This is a genomic window from Paenibacillus woosongensis (assembly GCF_030122845.1).
GTDB lineage: Bacteria > Bacillota > Bacilli > Paenibacillales > Paenibacillaceae > Fontibacillus > Fontibacillus woosongensis_A.
In genome coordinates this window covers 3,763,675-3,785,450 of record NZ_CP126084.1, presented here as the reverse complement: position 1 = coordinate 3,785,450, position 21,776 = coordinate 3,763,675, and the positions used below count along the sequence as shown (strand labels likewise).

Genomic DNA, 21,776 nt, shown 5'->3' with positions numbered 1-21,776 from the left:
TGGGACATAGTCAGTTTCAATGAAACGAATTTACGCCTGCAGAAGAAATAGGGAGACTGGGTAGAGGGAAATCGCGTTCGGTTGACCAGGGGTTTGAAAGCCAAGTAACCCCTTGTATTTGCAGGGTATAAGAGGCCAATTGGTCCACTTTTTGTAAAGATTTTCATAAGAAGCCCCAATCTCTCTGTTATTAATATCATAGCGTTCTGAAATGAGATGAATCAAACTTTGGTTTCGCTTATGAACTTGACAAAAAGACAGCAACCAGTACTTGCATCATGTAGAGTGCATGAATATCTCTTTTTCGGGGGTGCTTAATATGAAGGTTCTTCCTCTTGTATATCCCACAATAGACTCGCTACCTCAACATTCATATATTATGTCAATATTAGAGGTTAATCATCAAATTGATCAACTAATATTTGACAAGTATATACAATTAAAAGTGGATGAATATAAAAATGGAGTCGCAGTGCTTGATTATTGTGAAGATGACTTTTTATCTTTTTCACAGTTTAAAGACGAAAGTTATTTACTGACTAGAAGAGAAATTGATGTTGATATTATTAAATTTTTAGTAGACCATATTGAAAAAGAATACTATATTTTTTTACACGTCGATGAGTATTTTTTGCCATTTTCTAAAGCTTATAGAAAGTATAATTTCGGACATGGAATAATGATATATGGTTATGATGAAAAGAAAGGTACTTTTAATGTTGTGGGCTATGATATTAGTAACAAACTATCGTTTAATTTGGTAAGCTACTCTGAGTTAAAGGAATCATATGAAAGATTACCTGAATATTTCAAAACAAATAACGATGACTATCTAAAAAAAATATTTATGTTGAAGCCTAAATATGTAGAAAATAATTTAAATAGAGATGTGTTAGTTTGTTTAATTACTGAGTATAAGCATTCGAAGAACACCATTAAAAGTTTTGTTAAAGATTACTATACCAACTGTGATACTTTTTTTGGTATATCCATATATAAAGTATTAATTAAGTACTACAAACTAGCTTTAAATGACGAAAATATCAATTTATTAACAAAAAATCTTTATGTTTTAATAGAACATAAAAAAATAATGAAAGCCCGTACAGCATTTTTTTTAAAAGAAATGGGTGTTAAAGATACAGAATTATTAGAATGCATTGACATTTTTATAAAAGAATTACAGATCGCCATGAATTTGAATATTAAATTTAACTTAATAAAAGACAAAAAAAATATATTGAAAATACTAAATATCCTTGAACAAGTATATTTAAAAGAAGTGAATTTTTTAAATAAACTTCTAACAAAAGCAATAATATTAGGGACAACCTGCAGAGGATTAATTAGCGATTAACCGTGTTGGAGCAGGAGCTGAATGAGCTGCACGGAAAACCCGTCATATCGTGTTCATAACCACAAGCAATGCAAAGGCGCCCAATCGGGTGCCTTTTTCGTGTATCTTACATTTTCTGGAAATTCTATAAGAGTTTATTTAGAGTTTAGATTCGTAGAATATGATGAAAGCCGTAGAAACATGATTTATGTATCGATAATGGAAATCAAGGAGGAAAAGATGAAGTCACTATTGACATCAATTACAGATTGGGTTACGACAAAGAGAGGTATGTGGATTACACTTGTGGTTTGGCTCGTTCTTATGATTGGTTTAAGCGCCGGACCCCAATTAAGCAACTATAAGGTGACCAATTTCCAATCGTTACCAAATGATGCACCATCTATCATTGCGAATGAAAAGCTGGAGCAGTACTTTCCAAATGATCAAGGTACGCCAGGCATTCTCGTGTTTCATAATGAAAATGGCGAAGTAAATCTCTCGGCAGTAACCGAGATTATGAATGCGATTATATCGGCAGATGTGGCAGGCGTTGACCAAATTGTAGATATTGCCAAATTGCCGCCTCAAGCAACCGCTGCTTTCATGTCTGAGGATAAATCCACGATGATTATTCCAATGACCCTAGACCCGGCAGCCGACAGCCGTCAGATTGGCGAAACGATCGATGCTGTCGCACAGGTCGGAAATGAAGCCGCGCAAGGATTTACGGACACCGTATTTCGAATAACGGGTCCTGCAGGTATTGCTGGCGATACGTTAAAGCTATTTGAACGTGCGGACATCGTGTTATTGCTGGCGACGATCGGGATTATTTTATTGCTTCTAATTACTATTTACCGATCCCCTTTGTTGGCGCTCATTCCCTTATTGGCGACAGCGATTGTCTACCAAGTTACAAATCAGGTCGTTGCCTTGATGGGCGCAGGCGGGTTGGAAATTAATAACTCGACAACCTCGATTATGAGTATCCTCCTGTTCGCGGCAGTTATTGATTACTCCTTGTTCGTCTTCTCGCGCTTCCGTGAGGAGTTGAATCATTACGAGAGCAAGTACGAGGCTATGAAGTATGCCATGCGTGCTACAGGCATGCCGGTATTCCTTGCAGGCGGTACAATATTTGCAGCAATGCTTGTTTTATTCTTCGCAAGCTTCCGGGATTACCAGAATTTCGCGCCTATATTCGGTACCACCATGCTCATTATTATGATCGCATCGGTCACGCTGGTACCTGCCCTGTTTACACTGTTCGGGCGTAAAGCATTCTGGCCAAGAGTGCCTAAGTTCGGTAAAGATGAAGAAATCAAACATGGTTTCTGGGGTCCAGTAGCTAAATTTGTAGTCAACAAGCCAGGATTATCGGGTGGACTGATAGCGATTTTAATGGTCGTAACTGCACTTAATGTGTTTAACTTGAATTATGAGTTCGATATGGTAAAATCGTTTCCGAAAGACTTACCTTCTCGCGAAGGATATGAGATTGTGGAAACTCGGTTTAATAAGGGAGAGCTAGCACCTACTTCGATCTTGGTGGAAAGTGATCAGGCTCTGTCTGAAGAACAAATCGAGGCGCTTCGTACGAGATTGCTTGACGAAGACAACGTTGCGTCGGTTAGGTTAAACAGTGTATCGGAGGATAATACAGCACTAAAATACAGCATGAGCCTTGAGCTTAATCCGTATTCGGTAGAAGCCATAGATCTGGTCCAAGAGCTGCGCGAAGGTAGCAATGAAATGTTAGCCGATGCAGGGATAACCGGCGAGATTCATTATGGTGGTGTTACACCGAAGCTGGTTGATGAGCGCGAGGTGAATAACCGCGATATATGGCTGATTGTTGTCCTTGAGACGGTACTCATTCTTGGCTTGCTGTTCGTTCTGACTAAATCGATCCGAATGTCAGCTTACATGATGGCTACCATCCTGGCCTCATTCGTAGCTGCATTAGGACTTGGTCTGTTCCTTGTTGATGCCTTCTTTGGTTATGATGCGATAAGTACCCGTGTTCCTGTATATTCCTTTATTTTCCTTGTCGCATTGGGCATCGATTATAACATTATTCTGGTATCCCGTTTCTTAGAGGAACGTAAATCCCATAAGGTGAAGGAAGCGTTAGAGATTGCCATTCGTAACACGGGCGGCGTCATCTCTTCGGCCGGTTTAATATTAGCAGCCACGTTCGCAGCGCTAATGACTATGCCTATTGCCGACTTGTTCGTTTTCGGCTTCATTGTAGCCATCGGTATTCTGATGGATACATTCTTGGTGCGCGGAATATTGTTGCCAGCTGTTATCTTATTTTTTGAGAAGGATAAGGTTAAGTAATTTGAAAAATGCAGAGACTATTTCTACGGTCTCTGCATTTTTTGGCTGAGGGGGGCTCCGATGAAGATCATTGTAATTGATGACGATAAGAACATTTTACAGCTTGTTAGCATTCATCTCACACGTGAAGGATATCAAGTGTTAAACGCGAATAACGCATCAGAAGCCTTAGATATGCTGGAGAGCGAAGTGCCTGACCTGGCTGTGGTTGACGTGATGATGCCCGGAATGGACGGAATTGAATTAACGAAGATCTTAAGCAAAGACTACGGCATTCCGGTTCTGCTTCTAACCGCGAAAGGCGAACTGGAAGACAAGACAAAAGGATTTTTGGCGGGATCGGAAGATTATGTGGTGAAGCCGTTCGAGCCGAAGGAGCTGCTATTCCGCATCGCTGTTATCCTAAGGAGATTTGAAAAGGAGTATCAGTCGGTGATTCAGGTAGGCAATGTGACCATTAGTCGTCAAACCTATGAAGTATCGACAGGTGAGCGTACTCTTGTGATGCCGTTGAAAGAATTTGAGCTGTTAGCCTTGCTGGCTAGCCGTCCAAATCACATCATGGAACGCAGCATGATCATGGAGAAAATTTGGGGACATGATTATGAGGGGGACGATTATACCTTGAATACCCATATCAAGCGACTTCGCGAGCGTTTAAAGCAATTGGGTGCAAACGTTGAAATTAGCACGACTCGCGGCGTTGGCTATCGATTAGAGGTTCCGCATTCGTGAAGACCCTGTATCGGCAGTTTACCCTCATTACTGTTCTCATTATGTTATTTAGTACAGTCGTATCTTTCTTTTTGACGAATGCGTATTATCATTCCGCCACGAAAGAATTGGATAGTGAGAAAAATATTCAAATAGCGCAGCAAATTACACAGTACATTGAATCCACTCCAAATGTAGATTTGGAGCATTATTTAAAGACGCTTGGTCAGGTGGGGTATCAGTTATATGTAACTAGCGATTCGGGGTATTCTAGGTTTATTGGGAGCGAGTTTAAAGTAAAAACGTTACCGGAAGCTGTGAAATCATCTGTATTTAGCGGGAAGATTTATAACGGAATGGAAAGCTTTCCGAATCATACCTTCATGAGCGGAAGGTTTGCCAATGAACTGGAAAATACAGTGGGCGTACCATTTCGCTATCAAGGTGAACATTATGGATTATTTCTACGGCCGCATATTGATATTCTCGTTGATGAACTTCACATTATTTTCGCGATCATGATTATATCCATGGCATTGATTAGTCTTCTAGCCATGCTTGTTACTGCCAAACAGATTATTCGGCCTATCGCGCAGCTTACGGAAGCAACCAAACAGATTTCGCTGGAGAAGTACGATCATTTGCTAACGGTTAATCGGAAAGACGAGATCGGACAGCTTGCCGAGAGCTTCAATCAGATGACGAAGCAACTGCAGGTGAATGATCAGTCCAGGAAAGAATTCATCAGCAATGTGTCGCACGATTTTCAATCGCCGCTTCTTAATATTCAAGGTTATGCGGATTTATTGAAATCCCAATCGACAACGGAAGAAGAACGAATAGCATTCTCATCCATTATCGAGGCGGAAGCGAAACGTCTGTCGATTTTGACGAAACAGCTACTGCTACTTACTTCATTAGATCAGTCGAACTATAGATTGGAGCGTTCATTCTTCTCGCTAGACCAACAGCTCAAAAGCTTGTCGCACAAATATTTGTGGCGCATCGAGGAAATGGGCATTGAGCTTTATTATAAAACGACACCTGTCCATTTCTATGGAGATAAAAGCCTATTGGAGACGGTATGGGATAACTTATTAACCAATGCTTTGAAGTACAATAAACCTCATGGTTCCATTCAAATCGAGATGGAGGACTTCAATCATTGTGTTACCATCCAGTTCAAGGACACCGGGATAGGTATACAGGAAAGTGAACTCCACCATTTGTTCGAACGTTTCTACCGGGAAGATTCCTCCAGAAGCAAAGAAGGTACAGGACTTGGATTGACCATCGTCAAACAAATCGTCGAATTACATGGTGGAAGCATTCATGTTTCAAGTAAAGTCGGGAAAGGAACCTGTTTTACTATTACATTGCCTAAAAAGGATTCTCGCCTAAGCCAATAAGCGGATACGGCTATCATGGGCATCTCAAAATCAAGAGCATCGCAATTTTGATGAAAACAGTTATAACTTTGTCTATGCAAACAACACTTATTTATGGAGCCGGCGGATGCCGGCTCTTTTTAGCTGCGGGCACAACCCCACATGATGTTGCCGATACCCGAAGCGGAAAAAATGATGTTCGCCATGTTTGAAAGAACGGTATAAGTCGTTAAGAGGTGAAAGCATGCAAATTCAAATGGTACCAAATCAGCAATCGATATTCGAAGAAAGTCTACGGGCTTCATAAGGTTTCACTTAACATTGGTCCCGGTCTATGCGGCCTAATCGGGTGGAACGGTGCCGGTAAGACTACTTTAATGAGTATTATCGCAGGGATTAGGGAAGCAACCGTTGGGACCGTCTATTTTGATGGACAGACGATGAAATCTGCCGCGATGCAAAGACATTTGCAGAAGAGAATAGGCTAAAAGGAAATCATGGATTACATAGCCATACTGCATGGACTGAGCGGGAAGAAGAAACACACTAGAATTCAGGAGTCGTCTAAAAAACGGGTTGATGAAGGGACTGGATCGGCTATTCTAGGGGATGCAATTTTGGCTGATATGCTGGACTCATTTCATCCTTTTCACGAAAGATAGGGAAAATGGGCAGCAGGCGCTCTATTTTACCTATGAGAAATCGGGAAGGCTGAACTTTAGGTCATTGGTTTAGAAATAGTATTCTGATAAATGACAGGCTGCGTTCCCATCCAACCAAACAAGGGACGCAGCCTGTTTCTTAACATATGAAAGTATAATTTTGGGATTACGCCAATTTGACGTTTTTCTAATTATTAAGCATAAGCCCCAAGGAACATCTTCATGTCATCCTCAACATTTGAAATCCCGCCGATGCCGAACTGCTCCACCAGCACATTGGCCACGTTCGGAGAGAGGAAAGCAGGCAGCGTCGGCCCGAGATGGATGTTTTTGACCCCAAGATAGAGCAGGGCCAGCAGCACGATGACCGCTTTTTGCTCATACCAGGCGATATTATATGAAATCGGCAGCTCGTTGATGTCATCCAGCCCCAATATCTCTTTCAGCTTCAACGCAATGATGGCGAGCGAGTAGGAGTCGTTGCATTGGCCTGCGTCCAGGACGCGCGGGATGCCTCCGATCTCGCCGAGATCAAGCTTGTTGTATTTGTATTTTGCGCAGCCCGCGGTGAGAATGACTGTGTCGCGTGGAAGCTGCTGGGCAAACTCGGTATAGTAACTGCGCGACTTCATCCGGCCATCGCATCCGGCCATGACAAAGAAACGCCGAATGTCTCCAGCCTTCACGGCATCGACTACTTGGTCGGCAATGCTCGTCACGGTGTTATGGGCAAAGCCGCCGACGATTTCCCCGGTCTCCAGCTCGGTGGGGGGCGGGCACTGCTTGGCTAGGGCAATCAACTCGGAAAAATCTTTAGGCTGACCGTCTACGCCCTCCGGAATATGCCGCAATCCAGGATAGCCGGTGTTTCCTGTCGTAAAGATGCGTTTCACATAGCTAGGCTTCGGCGGTACGATGCAGTTGGTCGTCATCAGAATCGGGCCATTAAAGCTCTCGAATTCACTGGCTTGCTTCCACCAGGCATTGCCGTAATTCCCGACAAAATGCTCGTATTTCTTAAAGGCCGGATAGTAGTGGGCCGGCAGCATTTCGCTATGGGTGTACACATCCACGCCAGTTCCCTCGGTTTGCTGCAGCAGCTCTTCCAGATCCTTCAGGTCATGGCCGCTCACTAAAATGCCCGGGCGGTTACGCACTCCGATGTTGACTTTCGTCACCTCGGGATGACCATAAACGCCGGTATTGGCTTGGTCCAGCATGGCCATGGCATCTACGCCGAATTTGCCCGTCTCCATTACGAGTGCGACCATTTGATCTGCGGTCAATGCATCATCTAAAGTAGCGGCAAGCGCTCGCTGCATAAATTGCTCCACTTCGCGGTTCGTATAATTCAGTTGATAGGCATGATACTGATATGCCGCCATTCCTTTAAGTCCATAGGTGAGCAGCTCTCGCAGGGAGCGGATATCCGCATCTGCGGTGGCAAGTACGCCAACCTCCTTGGCTTTGGCATCCAATGCCTCTTCATCGCTGTCATGCCAAACCGCCGCATCTGGCAATAACGTCTGGCTGGCTGGATGCTGATGCTCCCAGTGCTCACGTACTTCATCACGAAGAGCGAGCGCCTCTCGAATTTTAGCGACGAATACGTCCCGGTCAAAATTGGCATTTGTGATTGTAGCAAACAATGAATCCATCATAAAGACGGATGTCCGGCGTTCCAGCGATTCTGGCAGCTCCGTACCCACGCTGAAGAAGGAGATGCCTTTCAAAACAAAAATAAGCAAATCCTGCAGGTTGGCGACCTCAGGCGTCTTCCCGCATACGCCTACGATGGTGCAGCCGACACCTTTAGATGCCTCTTGGCACTGAAAACAAAACATCGGCATCCGCTCGTCATGATGATTTAATGCAGCTTGATTCATCTATGCGACCACCTCATTTTTATTTGTGAAAACGATTTGAGAATCATTTACATCATCTATCTATCAGAAGCATAACGCAGGAGGAAAGGCGACTAGGTGATTGGAATCACAATATATCAATCGGATCCAAAATATCCATAATTAGCGAAAATAGATAACAAACCGTTTTCTTTTGTAAAGACAGATGTTTTTAAAACAGCCTATACAAATTAGGATTTGAATTTTAGAATGGATAAATAATAGCAGCTATGAAATCACTGGAGGTCATGTTGTGAGAAGCTGGAGGACCATGTTCCCATGGTTTGGACGATTACAAATCATGCACAAGATTATTCTTATATTCCTTCCACTGATTTTTATTCCACTCTTTATATCGGGCTATCTCTCTAGCTACAATTTCAGTCAATCTACCATCCAAAATATGGAACAAAGTGCCCTGGATGAGTCAAAATTAATTGTATCTCAAATCGATTCTATTATTGGCAATGCAGAGAACAGCGCTAATTTTATTGCTACTGATATTAATCGCATCATTGCCAGCTCCCCTGAGCAGCGTGATTCGGTTCAAGAGCTGAAGTTCAGACGGCAGATCCAAAGCAAACTATCCACGGATCTTATTCTGTTTCCCGATGTTGATTCTGCCATTTTTATCGATAGGAACAACCATATTCATACTTCATACTCTCGCATAAACGAGGATGAACAGCAGGTATTTGATAGCGGAATGATCGAACAGGTGACTCGGATGGGAAGCTATGGAAGGAATCGCTGGTTTTCAATGGAGCAGCGTAATTTTCTGGTCAGTGACCCGGCGGTTCCCGTTCTTACTCTCGGCAAGGTCGTGATCGATGTAGATAGCGGCAATAAATTAGGCATTTTATTTATCAATGTGAAGGAGACGACATTCTCTTCATTTCTCGGCACAGAGAATAATCAGGGCATTTCCAAAACCTATTTGCTGGTGGATACGACCCAGAGGATTATTTCCAGTTCGAATCCGGAATATGTTCTAGAGCCGTTCGATCACTTAAAGATGAAGCGGCCCTTGACGTTTCTTAATGAACCCTATTCAGAAATTGTCGATCGTGACCAAGGGCAGGAATTCATCAGCGTATATCCTTACAACAGGATGAACTGGAGCCTGGTGAATATGAACCCGATGACTGCGCTAAAAAGCATGATCAGTCACAATGTCTGGATGACCGTCGTCATCGGGATGATTTGTTTATTGCTTGCATTGCTAGGAATAGCTCTATTATCCAAGATCCTAGTAAATCCCCTGCTTCAGCTTGCTAAATCGATGCGCAGAGTCAAGGAAGGCGATCTGAACGTTACAGCGGCTATTCGCGCGCAGGATGAGACCGGACTGTTAGCTACCGTATTCAATCTCATGATCGACCGCATAAAGCAGCTTATCGCCACCGTAGAGAATGAACAGCTCCGTAAGCGGGAATACGAGCTGGCGCTGATGCATGCCCAGATAAAGCCGCATTTCCTCTATAACACCTTAGATACGATTTATGTACTTGCTGACATGGAGCGAACGGAAGAGGCTAGAGACACAACCAAAGCTCTTGCGGACTTCTATCGTGTCATTCTGAGTAAAGGCTATGAAATTATTACGCTGGAAGAAGAGGTGAAAATCGTTAATGACTATTTAACGATTATGCAGGTTCGTTATCCTCATATTTTACAATATGATATTGCTATTCCTGACGAACTCAAGGGCATCCATATTCCCAAGCTGTCGCTGCAGCCCCTGGCTGAAAATGCGATTTATCATGGACTGAAGACGAAGGACAGCAGCGGCTTTATTCGGATTCGTGCGCATGCGGACAGCGAGCATGTAATCATTGAAGTGGAGGATAACGGCGTAGGAATGTCCCCCCAGCTTATATCCCGGATTACTGATTTCAAAGAGGATTCGGCTAAGAGAACATCGATTGGCATATTTAGCGTGCATGAAAGACTGAAGCTGTATTTCGGTGACATCTATGGTATTCATATTGAGAGCAGAGAGGGCCAAGGAACAACGGTTAAACTCATTCTTCCCAATAACTACAGCAAAGGTGAGCAGAATGTATAAAGTCATGATTGTTGATGATGAACCATTATTCAGAGACTATATGCGAAGCAAACTGGACTGGGCTAGCCACGGATTTCATATTTGCTGCGAGGCGGCTAATGGAAGAGAAGCGCTGGAGGAAGCCAAGGAGAATCGACCGGATCTCGCATTCATTGATATATCCATGCCATTTATCGACGGGCTGGAATTGACGGAACTGCTAAAGCAGACACAGCCTGATATCTCCGTCGTATTTGTGACAGGGCACAGTGAATTTGATTATGCGAGGCAGGCGGTTCGGCTCGGGGCACAGGATTATTTGCTTAAACCGTTCAATAAGGTTGAATTTTCGACAACACTTCAGCGGGTAAAACGTACGTTAGATGAACGCTCCCGGCCTTCTTTTCAGGAGAAAATCCCCCTTCAGAAAGCGGCAAACCTTGGAGTTCTCCCCTTTGATGTGCAGGAGACGCTGATTTTGACGCTCAGGATGAGGGAGATGGATGCTGTCCATGAAGAGCTGAGCCGAATCTGGCAGGTGATTCACAAGATGGATATTTCCATTTCGAGCGCTAGGGGACAGAGCTATCTGGAGGCCTTCATCAACCTTTGTCGTGCTTATATCCTAGAGTCCGAACTGAACCCGGAAGAAGTGTGGGGAACGGAAAGCACGCTAGAGCAGCAGCGACAAGCGCTGCCATCCTGGGAAGAGGCCCTGGGATGGATCGCCGAGCTGTTCAGCAAAGCGGTTAACTATAGGCAATCTTTTAAGCCTTCGAAATCGTATCAATTATTTACGGCTGCCAAAGCATATATCCAACAAAACTATTCAGATTCAGAATTGACTGTCGAAGGTGTGGCACAAGCCCTATATGTCGATGCCAGTTATTTGCGCAAAGTGTTTAGGAAGGAAGCTAGCATTTCAGTCGTAGATTATATCACCTACATTCGCATGAAGGAAGCGAAGGACATTCTGCTAACCAGACCCATGAAGCTGTCGGCCGTGGCAGAGAAGGTAGGATATAATGACCCCAATTATTTCTCCAAATGCTTTAAAAAAAGATTTGGTCTAACCCCTTCCGAATTCGAGCAGCTTCATGCAAATAAGGCGAATCCTGAGTAGATTCGTCTTTTTTGTCCTGTTTATTCCTTATGATGCTCGATTATTGCATTAATCAAAATGATGAACAATTTTATAATAAACATACACCTTGAAAGCGTTGCCAGCAGAAGGTGAACAGCACGTTAAATCCAGAAAAGAGGGGTAAAAGCATGAAAAAAGTTTGGTTCAAGTCTTTAACAGCTCTAGTCACCATCGCCATGTTATCTTTGTTTCTAGCTGCTTGTTCAGGGGGGAATTCGAGTCAGGGTTCGACAGGCTCAAGCGGTAATTCAGGAGAAGAGAAGGTTAGGCTGAAGGTGTATGCCCAGCATTTTGACGACGACACCTCCAAACCGTTTGACTATGCGGTAGAAGAACTGAAGAAGGAAATGCCGAATGTTGAAATCGTGCTGGATCCTGCGGTACAGGATGGATACCAGAAGCTAAAAACCTATGCCGCTACCGGGAATATGCCGGATATATTCGAAACAGACTGGGTAACTTTGCAAACGTTTGCCAAATCTAAAAACGTTCTTTTATTAGATGAATTTGAAGAAACGACAGCTTTTAAGAATAAATTGAATCCTGGGGTTGAAGGAAGGTTAATTGCACCAGACGGTCATATTTATGCCTTTCCATTTACTGGCATCGAATTCCAGATCCTCTATTACAACAAAGAAATATTTGAAGAGGCTGGTATTGAAGTTCCGATCAAGACCGTGGATCAGTTAGCAGAGGCTGCCAAAAAACTGAAGGAAAAAGGGTATGTTCCGCTATCCATTTTTGCTAAAGAGAAGTGGATTCCTACAGCGCTTTATCAAGGCTTTGTTACGCGGGAGGAAGCCATGGGCTACGGAAAGCTGGATGAAGCCGGTGTCACTGAACTGCCCGAGTCCTTCATCACTGCAGCTCATCAACTGAGAACATTGCAAGAAGCTGGGCTGTTTGATGTAAACGCTACAAATACGAACTATGATCAGGCTTCTTCTTTGTTCTACACGGGTAAGGCTGCAATGTTCGTGAACGGACAATGGGAAATTTACAGCTCTCAAGAAAAGCTTGGCGATAAAGTGGATTGGATGTACTGGCCGGCAAAAGATGAAGAAACCTATGAAAAAACAAAATATGCAGTCAACGGTTCCCCATCCCCTGGCGGTTTTGCCGTATCTCCATCGACGAAAGATCCGGAGCTGACGGTGAAGGTAGCCAGCTTTCTGGCTCAAAAGGCTGCCGAGTATAAATACGCTCAGCTTGGCAGTCCGATCGTATCCGTAAAAGTGGATAAAGAAATCACGGCGGAAATCCCGCCGATGATGCAGCGCATTGCAGATGAAATACTTCCAAATGCTACCGATTATGCGGTCGCCCTGAACAATGTTTCGATCAAGAATGTGCTGGATGACAATACGCAAAGTATGCTGATCGACGGCTTCTCCACGGAACAGTTCATTAAAAATCTAAATTCCGTATTGGCTAAAGAGAACAAGTAAGACATAGGACCCAGGCCGCCCCCCTTGATGCATGTGTTAAATCAGGGGGGGATTGCTTCCAGGAAAGGAGTGGGGTTACACCATGGATAGATATTTAAGCAACAAGAAGGCAATACTGATTTTTCTGCTTCCGGCATTGCTAGCCTATACTGTCGTTCTCATCTCACCAGTGCTGCAAACGATGTATCGCAGCTTTTTTGAATGGGACGGATTAGGTACGGCTGTGTTTAATGGTCTCGATAATTATAAGGAAATGTTCCAGGATCCTCTCCTCATGACATCTTTGCGAAATGGCTTTATTTTTTCCGTTGTCCTGGTCGTTTTTCAAATTGGCCTCGGAACGATTCTAGCGCTGGCTTGTGCCGATCCGCGAGTCAAGTTCAGAAAAATGCTGAAAACGGCTTATTTTGTGCCGGTGATTTTGTCTGTGACGGTAGTATGCCAGCTTTGGATAGCGATGTACGATCCGACGAATGGTTTGATCAATAAGCTTTTTCAGATCATGGGAATCTCATATCAGCAAAACTGGCTGACTTCGCCGACGGTATCGATTGTTGCCATTGCTTTTGTTAACGCCTGGCAGTTCATGGGCTATCAATTCAGCCTCCTGTATGCAGGAGTGAAATCGATCCCCGAGCAATACTATGAAGCGGCAACCATCGACGGCTGCAGCAAATGGATGGCTCACCGTAAAGTAACGCTCCCTTTGATGAAAGAAACCTTTAAATTCTGCTTTATCATTGCGATCACATCAGGAATCGGCGCTTTTGTACAAATGCTTATTATGACGAATGGCGGACCTGGCACGAGCAATTATACTTTAACCTTCATGATTTACCGGTATGCCTTCCTGGAGAATAAGTATGGCTATGCCTCAGCCATATCCGTATTATTAGTCGCCATTTCACTAGTAGCGACGATGATTATCAACAAGGTGTTTGATCGTAAAGATGGTTAACATGCATCTTAGAAGGAGAGATCGTTATGCAACGGGTTAAATCATTCCTCATCCAGGTTCCTTTATGGCTGTATTTCATTATTTCTGTTTATCCGCTGTTCTGGATGATTTCCTATTCGCTCAAGGACAACAATGAAATATTCGTTACCAATCCATTTGGGCTGCCGACCCAATTTCGATATGAAAACTACATTAACGCTTGGACTCAATTTAATCTTCCGCAGTATTTTATGAACAGTGTGGTCGTTTCTACGGTGGCAACGTTATTTATCGTCATTTTAGCGTTAATGTTCTCGTTTGCTATCGCCCGGCTGCGCTGGAGGTTTCGGGAAGCGGTCCGGCTCTATATGCTGGTTGGCATGTTCATGCCATTGCAGGTCATTATGATACCTCTTGCTATTCTCGTAAAAGACTTTCACTTGGCGAATACGTATGGAGCGCTCATTATTCCTTATATCGTGATTGGATTGCCATTTTCATCGCTTATTTTCTATGGGTTTATGCGCGATATTCCTTCCGAAATTGAAGAAGCGGCATGTATGGACGGAGCGAGTGTCTATCGGCTATTCACTAATATTATAGTACCTGTAGTCGTACCTGCTATTGCGACGGTGGTCATATTTCAATTCTTGAACAACTGGAATGAGTTCATGCTGGCGAACATACTTATTTCCGATGAATCGATGAAAACACTACCCCTGGGACTATTGTTCTTTCAGGGTCAATATAGCACCGACTGGGGCGGAATGGGGGCAGTGATGACGATTGCCAGCCTTCCGATGGTGATCATCTATCTGTTCTTCAGTGAACAGGTTGAAAGGGCGATGACCATGGGCTCTGCGGTAAAAGGATAATAGGCATGGCTAAATTAAAGGCCTGAACCCGGAAGAATACCGGGGGCAGGCCTTTCTGCGCTTCATCTACTATTTCATCCTACATTTCAACTTGACTAGAATGCAGCAGGTGGCTGCTGTTATCCTTGGCTTGGAGGTAAATGCTCTTGTTGCAGATACCGTCGAACTCATTGCTGTGGTCGATGATGACACAGATATAATCCGCTAGCTCCCCCGTGATCAGTTCCTTGATGTTGTCTCTGCCCAGCGCGTCCATATGGGAAATGGCTTCGTCGAACAGCAGCAGGTCAGCGCCTTTAAGCAGGGCCCGGGCAATGGCAATTCTTTGAATTTGCCCGCCGGACAGCAGGCTTCCGTTCTCGCCTACAAGCGTATTTTCTCCCTCCGGAAAAGAGGCGATGATTTTATCCAAACCCGTCATTTCCAGCACCTTGGCATAGGCCGCCTGATCCGGGCTGCCAGCTCCATATTTGATGTTATTCTCAATCGTATCGTCAAACAGGTAAATTTTCTGGGACACGATCCCGATTTTCGTACGAAGCGCATGCTTGTCCAGTTGATCAATAGGCCTTCCATTGATCAGGATTTGCCCTTTACCATCCCTGACCGTATACAGTCCCATTAATAGGCGAAGGATTGTTGTTTTGCCTGAACCGTTGGCCCCTTTGATCAACAGCTTGTCTTTGCTGTCCAAGCGAAAGGACACCTGGTTCAGTACATCGGGCTGATCCTCCTGGTATTTGAAGGATACCTTGTCGAAATCGATGCTGCGAATGGTATCGATCTTTTCCTTACTGGAATTCTCGTCTTCGCCCATTTGATCAAGAAACAGATGCACCCTCTTCAAGCTGACAAGGGCAGGCTGAATCGTTAAGGCCGTCGAGGACAAGCTTTGGATCGGCGAATAGAGCTTGGGGAGATAATTCATGAAGACGATGTAGCCTCCGATTGTCATCCCGCTGAAGATCACATCCCGTCCTCCCACGATAATGAGCAGAACCGATGATAATGCTCCAACCAGGATAATCAGCTCCAGTCCTATGGAATACAGAATGGACTGCTTGATGCTGATATCTACAAGCTCCTTCGTCGCGGTGTTGATCTTCTCGGTCTCCTCTCCCTCTACCGACAGGTTTTTTATTTCTTCAATGCCCTGTACTGATTGCTGGATCCGGCTGTTCAGAACTGCCCCTTTCTCTGCTGCCTCGGTCGAAACCTTGAAAATGGAAGACAAATACTTACTCGAAATCAGGTAATACACGGGCATGACCAGACAAAGAATCAAGGTTAGCTTGAGATTAATGTTGATCAGGATGATCAGCGTGGCGATCAATTCAAAAAAGCTGAGCACCACTTTGAACGTATTGGCCGATATCAATCCCCCGATATTGTTGGCTTCGTTTAGCCGGGAGGTCAGGTAACCGCTGGGATAGAAATTGAAAAATTCCATCGGCAGTTTTAACAATTTTGTGGAGATGTTCTTTCTTAAATTAAAGACGATATTTTGGCTCACTTTAGTGAACACCAGATTGGAGAAATAGTTGAATATGCTCTTCACTATATATATCGCGGCCAGAATACTGCTGAACGCAATGACGTGCTGAAAGTTATTCTGAGAGATTCCGTTGTCAAAAATACTCTTAAGCAGTAAACCGGGTATAATCGTAAGAATTGATAGGGCGACAAGGAGCAGGGAGGCCAGCAGCAAGCCCTTTTTGAAATCTTTCAAATAGACCCATAATATTGTCAGGTTATTCTTCATCCGCGATCGCCTCGTTTAAATGGTGGTGGATTCTATTGCAATACACCATGCCGTCCAGCTCGTTCGAACCATAAAAATCCAAGGCTCTGCAGTCAAAACAGAACAGGTTTCGTTCGCACTGGGAGCAGTGATTGATTTTCGTTTTGGACATTTCCCAATATGGTTTATGTTCTTTCCTGGCAAAAATCTCCCATAGGCGATCCTTGTCCAAGGAGCCTAATTTACGGCTGCGCAGCATCATGCAGGGATAGACCTCTCCGCTGCCCGATACGAAGATCTGGCCGTATAAACAGTTGTTATACCGCATTAAATAAGGCACTGCGTCCAAATGGACCGGTATTTCCCTAAGCAGAGGATTCAGCATTTCCTGCCGTTTTGCTGAAGAAGAGTAGGGATTTGCCGGATAAATGTAAATCATTTGATAACTGCGCTCACCGAGCTTTGATTTGATCGCCTCCACGGCCGACTCGTTGAGCGACGATACGATAATCGACACGGTATGGGGAATCTGATAGTGATCAATCCATTGAATAGCATTCTCTACACTGCAATACATATTTGCACATTGTGTAATCATTTCGTATCGCTGGTTGTCTTCTCCGAATATCTGCAAAGCCAAAGATACCTTCTTCTCCTTAAGGAATTTCGCTTGACTGGCATTCAACAGGGTGCCGTTGGTAAAGAGGGTTACGGCGATATGATGATCATGGAGATAGCTGACCAGCTCCTTGACCAAATTCCATTTGAGGAGAGGCTCCCCGCCTGTAAGGAAGCATTCTTGTATCCCGAGCTTCATAGCCTGGCTTATAATATTCTTCCACTGCCGCTCGCTCAGTTCATTGCTGTTCTCCCATTTCTTACAGCCGCAGGATTGGTAAACGATATTCTCTTCGGTACAGAACAAGCAATTTAAGTTACATGAACCGGTGACTTCAAGAACAAGGCGATTCAGCTTGAAAGGGATTAATTTATCGTATTTGAGCGTAGCGATCCGGCTCGTCTTTATTTTCTCCACATGAATGTTTCGTTCGTGGAACTGCCCGAAGCCCTGCTCCGCCAAGTAAGCCGTCAAATTCCCAGCGTCAGGCGGGACTCGGCCCGGCCGGTCGTTATTATACAACACTTCCGCTCTGCGGGTGTCTGCCGAATCAAGATAGATTTTGCGGCCTGTCATTAGGTTGCTCAGTATAGAGCCGTCTTTGCCCTTGGTAAAGACGACCTCCGGCTTAAATTTGAAGTACATAGCCAGCCCCCCTATTCTCTGAGATCCTGAAACAAATGCGGATTACTCTCCATAATGGAATAGTAGGTGGAAAAAGAACTGACAATTCCTTCCCGGAATCGCTCACAGTAGTCTGATTCCAGCCTAAAGCCCTTTCCATCTGTTTCGGCAATCACGTAACAAAGGTTGCATACATTGGATAAATTACAATCCGCGCAATGCTTAAGCGCTGCAAAGAACTCGTTCATGCATTTAGCCTGCATGGATATATCCAGCCCGTGATGAATGTCACCGATCGGGTAATGCGGGTTGATTTTCTCGCACATGTGGAAGCGGCCTTCGGAATCGACGGCGAGTTTATGCAGCCCCGGGAGGCAGGTGCCCCTAAGCTCATTCGGATTATAGGGCAGATTCATCATCGGCTCGAAGATGATGCTCTTGAGGACAGTTTTGGAGAACTGAGTGGCCGTGTCCTCGAAGGTCTTGTTTTTGCTGCGGGTGATCAGTTGGTGGATATACTCGCCACGCCTTTGCAAGAACGGCTCCAACTGCTGCTCATCGCCATAATAACTCGTATTCATGTCACTGACTCGGCTTACCCGCTGTACCCGCTGGTCAATATTCGGCTGGCTGGCGAAGAATGCTTCCATTTCTTCGAAATCGGCCAGGTTGTCGTATGTAATCAGGATGCCGTAGGGGATGGCGGGCTTTTGCGCAGCAACCTTCTCCTGATAAATCCTTTCAAGCAGCTGCAGATTATTGAATACTTTGGCGAAGGTCGGCTTGTTGTCGATGGTCACTCGATTTCTGTCATGATTTTGCGGATGGCCGTCCAAGCTGACAGAGATGGAGAAGCGATGCTCCAACATATAGTCGATATTCTCTTCGGATAACAGATAAGCATTTGTAGTGATAGAATAGACGAGATTCGGGAACAGCAGGGAATAGGCCTGTTCCGTATACTCGACGACCTGTCGGATCAGCCTCCAGTTCAGCAAGGTCTCACCGCCGTAGAAGCCTATCGTGATGTCGATATTAGGATTATATTCCACGGCTTTACGGTTCACGTTCATAAAATAATCGATGGAAGCCTTAGCCGTATCGAAGCTCATATGCCGGTTGGCGAAGCTCTTGGAGTAATAGTAATGATCGGAATAAATGCAGTATTTACAGCGGAAATTGCAGGCATCCGTTACGATCAGACATAAATGGGAGATGCCCTCCGACTGGATTTTCTCTTCCATGTACTGTTCAGTAATGACCGGGGGAGTGAAGACGGATTGAAACAGACGGTAATGCCGGATTTGCTCCAGCAGAGCGGAAAGACCATGCTGAATGAAATCATTCTCGTCATAGCAGGAACCGGCATCCACCTGCTGCAGAAATTGCCGCTCCGTATCGCCTACTGGAAATACGATTCGGGTGCTGTTGTCGTAACAATAGGTGTTATCTTCCGCAGTCGTAAACAATAATGGCGTTGACATAAATTGTATCATGGCAGCGATGATCTCCTTTCTTGTTAAGTAAAGCCAAGAGTAAATGATAGCGCTTTCCACTTACCCTTGGCACGAGCAATGATTTACGTATTAAGCCTTAAAGAATCTGGCTTCTCCCGCCGCGAAGCCAATGACGTCCGCGATTGGAGAAATTGTGTCAGCCGCGCATGCTACTGCACAGGTAGAAATACATTTGACTTGACAAAAGAGAATGGCCATCGTTATCCCTCCCTTCCTCCGATGGAATATCCGAAATCATCATGAGAATGTGAGAGTCCTCTCGATTTATATTATAAATGGTAAATATGTAATTTTATCAAGGTTATAGTGTCTATTTTGTTAAATATAGTAAAAATATGGATGGTTTCTCGCTTTGAATCCTAGTTGTTATAAAAATAACCATGGTTATAATTAGATGCAAAGTGACCTGTAATCTATCAGACAATGGGGAAAAGAGATGATATTCCTGAGAACCTGGCGCAACCTGATGCTGCAGACGAAAATTCTGATTGCTTTTATTCTCGTTCTATTTGTCGTGATCGGTTTAACCTGCCTCATTTTCTACTATGGAAATATGAGAGATACGAAGACGCATACCTACTCGATGTTAAATACGCTCAGCAGGCAGTATAGCAAAACCGTCGATTTTTTTATGGATGACATTGAGAAAATTTCTCTATCGATCTTCAGCGACCCCGCCATACAGGGTATTCTGGCCAATCATGCCCAAATCGGTCCTGAGGAAGGCTTGAAGGTAAGGAACGAGCTCTTTGCCTTGCTCTTCAACTATGCCCATCCCCGTCCGGAAATTGCGGGAATCCGCCTATTAACGACGGATCATATTTCCTATCATTACGAGGCAGGATCAACCGTAAATGCCGAAGTATTTCAGGAAGAGCTTTGGCAGACCCGGCTGGATGCGATGTCCAAAAGCGGTTATTTGCTGCTCCCGCCGTCCTCCTCCAATGAAGAAGGCTACAGGGAGAAAAACCTTTCCCTTGTGCGCCATATCTACCGGATCCCCAGGAGGGATAAAATTGGCTCGCTCAAGATCGATATCAACGCCCATGAAATGGGACGCTTGCGGTCGGGATTACATTTAGCTACTTGATGCATCCGTCCCGCGGCTTGATTAATACGGCATTGGCGGCGCTTGGCATTCAGGGGCCGAACTGGCTTGGCAACCCGGCGCTCGCGATTTATTCGGTCGGACTCGTGGATATTTGGAAAGGTGTCGGTTTTGCTACCGTCATCTATATTGCGGGCATGATGTCCATTCCGGCCGATTATTACGAGGCGGTCGATATCGACGGGGAATTTGGGTTACCGTGGGCTCCGGGTCATATAGGTTTGAAATGGAGCAGGTTAAATAAGGAAGGGCGATTATTGACTCCTTCTCCTATGTATAGCTAAGGGGCTCCGGTGAACTGGAGCCCTTTAGCAGCTTTGTAATAAAACTCAGTTCAGTAATACCTGTCCAATTGAAGGATTTCCTCGACGTCATCCATCTGGACAATGAGCAGTTCAAATGTCTCTCCGTGGCGCCCGTAGATTTGCGGGAGCAAAATACCAAGGAGGCTGTCGTCATCTGCCTGGCTCACCAGATCGTCCATTAACACGGACACGCCTCGTTCATCGCCGTAATCCTCGGCCTCCAGCGGCTCGAGGGGAGAGGGCAGGGATATGTATAATGTCTTCGACCAGTCCAGCTCGCCCGGCTCACACTTGATCACAAGCTGCAAAGGTCTATAGGCTTCGTTATAAAAATCGCAAAATGCTCTTATCCGCATATCTTCACCCCTTCTCCCAAAGCTGCTTCTCCAGCTGGGAAAGAATCCGCTGTGTTTCGGGCGACCATTTGACCACGGTCTCCTTCTGTCTCCTTTCAGCCTCCTGGGCCGCTGCCATCAGACTGCCGTGCAGGACGCGCCGCTGAATTTGATCGAGCCGCTGCTCGGCCAGCTCAAGCGGAATATGGAATACTTCAGCGATGAAAGGGATGGCTTCGCTCCGCTGGTCCGGAATGGGCAATTTCTCGAACATGTAGAAAGGGACGGCTGCATACAGCACAAACTGATCCGCCTCCGCTTCCTGGGCATCCTTGAATAGGCTGGGCATGACGCGCTGATCACCTGCATGCCTCAGGACATGGCATAATTCATGAAAGAAAATGACCCGGGCCATCACATCATGGGTATGTTTATTCAGGAATATGACCCGTTCCTCGTTATCCGAAAAAGACGGGCAGTCTGCATATATGAGTTCTATGTCAAAAGCTTCCGCAATCCGCTCGATATCATGCTGCTCGGCATCAAGCAGGCCGCTGCTTCGGTACTTTGCGTTAATCCACTGCTCCAGATGGGTCTCTTGATAATAACAAAATAACATGGATATCACCTCTTATGGGAATGTATGTTCGGTATGAAGGTGCAAATAAAGGTCCTGGTTAAGGACCTGAATGAGAATAAATGAGATTGCAGGGTATTGCCTTCATT

At 44.8% G+C, this 21,776-nt stretch carries 18 protein-coding genes and 1 pseudogene; 12 read left to right on the top strand and 7 right to left on the bottom strand.

Annotation, left to right across the window (positions count from 1 at the left end):
• Positions 1-319 precede the first annotated feature (319 nt).
• The 5 genes from QNH46_RS17415 to QNH46_RS24630 all read left to right on the top strand — a co-directional run bounded on the left by QNH46_RS17415 (position 320) and on the right by QNH46_RS24630 (position 6,272).
• Positions 320-1,357 carry a cysteine peptidase family C39 domain-containing protein gene (locus QNH46_RS17415; RefSeq protein ID WP_283925388.1) on the top strand — a complete coding sequence of 346 codons (1,038 nt, stop codon included), beginning with the start codon at positions 320-322 and terminating at the stop codon, positions 1,355-1,357.
• A gap of 219 nt (positions 1,358-1,576) precedes the next feature.
• Positions 1,577-3,682 (top strand): MMPL family transporter, encoded by a 2,106-nt coding sequence (locus tag QNH46_RS17410; RefSeq protein WP_283928478.1) that lies wholly within the window; start codon positions 1,577-1,579, stop codon positions 3,680-3,682.
• 60 nt (positions 3,683-3,742) lie between these two features.
• Positions 3,743-4,417 (top strand): response regulator transcription factor, encoded by a 675-nt coding sequence (locus tag QNH46_RS17405; protein WP_283925387.1) that lies wholly within the window; start codon positions 3,743-3,745, stop codon positions 4,415-4,417.
• A 41-nt stretch (positions 4,418-4,458) separates the two neighbouring features.
• Entirely contained in the window at positions 4,459-5,805 is a 1,347-nt protein-coding gene (locus QNH46_RS17400; protein ID WP_283925386.1) for a sensor histidine kinase, read from the top strand.
• Positions 5,806-6,020: 215 nt separating this feature from the next.
• A complete protein-coding gene (locus QNH46_RS24630; protein ID WP_430691845.1) occupies positions 6,021-6,272 on the top strand; it encodes an ATP-binding cassette domain-containing protein in 252 nt (83 codons plus the stop codon).
• A gap of 368 nt (positions 6,273-6,640) precedes the next feature.
• Here the strand turns inward: QNH46_RS24630 and hcp are convergent, their stop codons facing one another.
• Positions 6,641-8,332, bottom strand: a complete 1,692-nt coding sequence (hcp, locus tag QNH46_RS17395) for a hydroxylamine reductase (protein ID WP_283925385.1) — start codon at positions 8,330-8,332, stop codon at positions 6,641-6,643.
• Positions 8,333-8,753: 421 nt separating this feature from the next.
• On the opposite strand from hcp, the gene QNH46_RS17390 reads away from it, so the two are divergent.
• The 5 genes from QNH46_RS17390 (at position 8,754) to QNH46_RS17370 (ending at position 14,801) form a co-directional block, all read left to right on the top strand.
• Positions 8,754-10,418 (top strand): cache domain-containing sensor histidine kinase, encoded by a 1,665-nt coding sequence (locus QNH46_RS17390; RefSeq protein ID WP_283925384.1) that lies wholly within the window; start codon positions 8,754-8,756, stop codon positions 10,416-10,418.
• On the top strand, positions 10,411-11,520 hold the full coding sequence (locus tag QNH46_RS17385; protein WP_283925383.1) for a response regulator transcription factor: 1,110 nt from the start codon (positions 10,411-10,413) through the stop codon (positions 11,518-11,520). Before QNH46_RS17390 ends, QNH46_RS17385 begins: the two co-directional genes overlap by 8 nt.
• Positions 11,521-11,669: 149 nt before the next feature.
• Positions 11,670-12,989 carry an ABC transporter substrate-binding protein gene (locus tag QNH46_RS17380; RefSeq protein ID WP_283925382.1) on the top strand — a complete coding sequence of 440 codons (1,320 nt, stop codon included), beginning with the start codon at positions 11,670-11,672 and terminating at the stop codon, positions 12,987-12,989.
• 82 nt (positions 12,990-13,071) lie between these two features.
• Positions 13,072-13,947 carry a carbohydrate ABC transporter permease gene (locus tag QNH46_RS17375; protein ID WP_283925381.1) on the top strand — a complete coding sequence of 292 codons (876 nt, stop codon included), beginning with the start codon at positions 13,072-13,074 and terminating at the stop codon, positions 13,945-13,947.
• 26 nt (positions 13,948-13,973) lie between these two features.
• A complete protein-coding gene (locus QNH46_RS17370) occupies positions 13,974-14,801 on the top strand; it encodes a carbohydrate ABC transporter permease (RefSeq protein WP_283925380.1) in 828 nt (275 codons plus the stop codon).
• Positions 14,802-14,880: 79 nt separating this feature from the next.
• Here QNH46_RS17370 and QNH46_RS17365 read toward each other — a convergent pair whose 3' ends face one another.
• From QNH46_RS17365 to QNH46_RS24625, 4 genes are all read right to left on the bottom strand, one after another.
• Positions 14,881-16,530 (bottom strand): ABC transporter ATP-binding protein, encoded by a 1,650-nt coding sequence (locus tag QNH46_RS17365; protein WP_283925379.1) that lies wholly within the window; start codon positions 16,528-16,530, stop codon positions 14,881-14,883.
• A 22-nt stretch (positions 16,531-16,552) separates the two neighbouring features.
• A complete protein-coding gene (locus QNH46_RS17360; protein WP_283925378.1) occupies positions 16,553-17,806 on the bottom strand; it encodes a radical SAM protein in 1,254 nt (417 codons plus the stop codon).
• Between the two features lie 11 nt (positions 17,807-17,817).
• Positions 17,818-19,281, bottom strand: a complete 1,464-nt coding sequence (locus QNH46_RS17355; protein ID WP_283925377.1) for a radical SAM protein — start codon at positions 19,279-19,281, stop codon at positions 17,818-17,820.
• Between the two features lie 90 nt (positions 19,282-19,371).
• Complete coding sequence (locus tag QNH46_RS24625; protein ID WP_430216641.1) at positions 19,372-19,500, bottom strand: huazacin family RiPP peptide; 129 nt, start codon at positions 19,498-19,500, stop codon at positions 19,372-19,374.
• A 268-nt stretch (positions 19,501-19,768) separates the two neighbouring features.
• Here QNH46_RS24625 and QNH46_RS17350 point away from each other — a divergent pair, with 268 nt between their 5' ends.
• Together QNH46_RS17350 and QNH46_RS17345 are read left to right on the top strand one after the other, a co-directional pair.
• Complete coding sequence (locus QNH46_RS17350; protein ID WP_283925376.1) at positions 19,769-20,392, top strand: hypothetical protein; 624 nt, start codon at positions 19,769-19,771, stop codon at positions 20,390-20,392.
• A pseudogene (locus QNH46_RS17345) lies at positions 20,359-20,595 on the top strand (carbohydrate ABC transporter permease); the annotation flags it as partial. The gene QNH46_RS17350 and the pseudogene QNH46_RS17345, both read left to right, overlap by 34 nt.
• Before the next feature lie 149 nt (positions 20,596-20,744).
• Here the strand turns inward: QNH46_RS17345 and QNH46_RS17340 are convergent.
• Positions 20,745-21,071 (bottom strand): hypothetical protein, encoded by a 327-nt coding sequence (locus tag QNH46_RS17340; RefSeq protein WP_283925375.1) that lies wholly within the window; start codon positions 21,069-21,071, stop codon positions 20,745-20,747.
• Between the two features lie 4 nt (positions 21,072-21,075).
• Positions 21,076-21,669: an ImmA/IrrE family metallo-endopeptidase gene (locus tag QNH46_RS17335; protein ID WP_283925374.1), complete on the bottom strand. Its 594-nt coding sequence runs from the start codon at positions 21,667-21,669 to the stop codon at positions 21,076-21,078.
• Between the last annotated feature and the right edge of the window lie 107 nt (positions 21,670-21,776).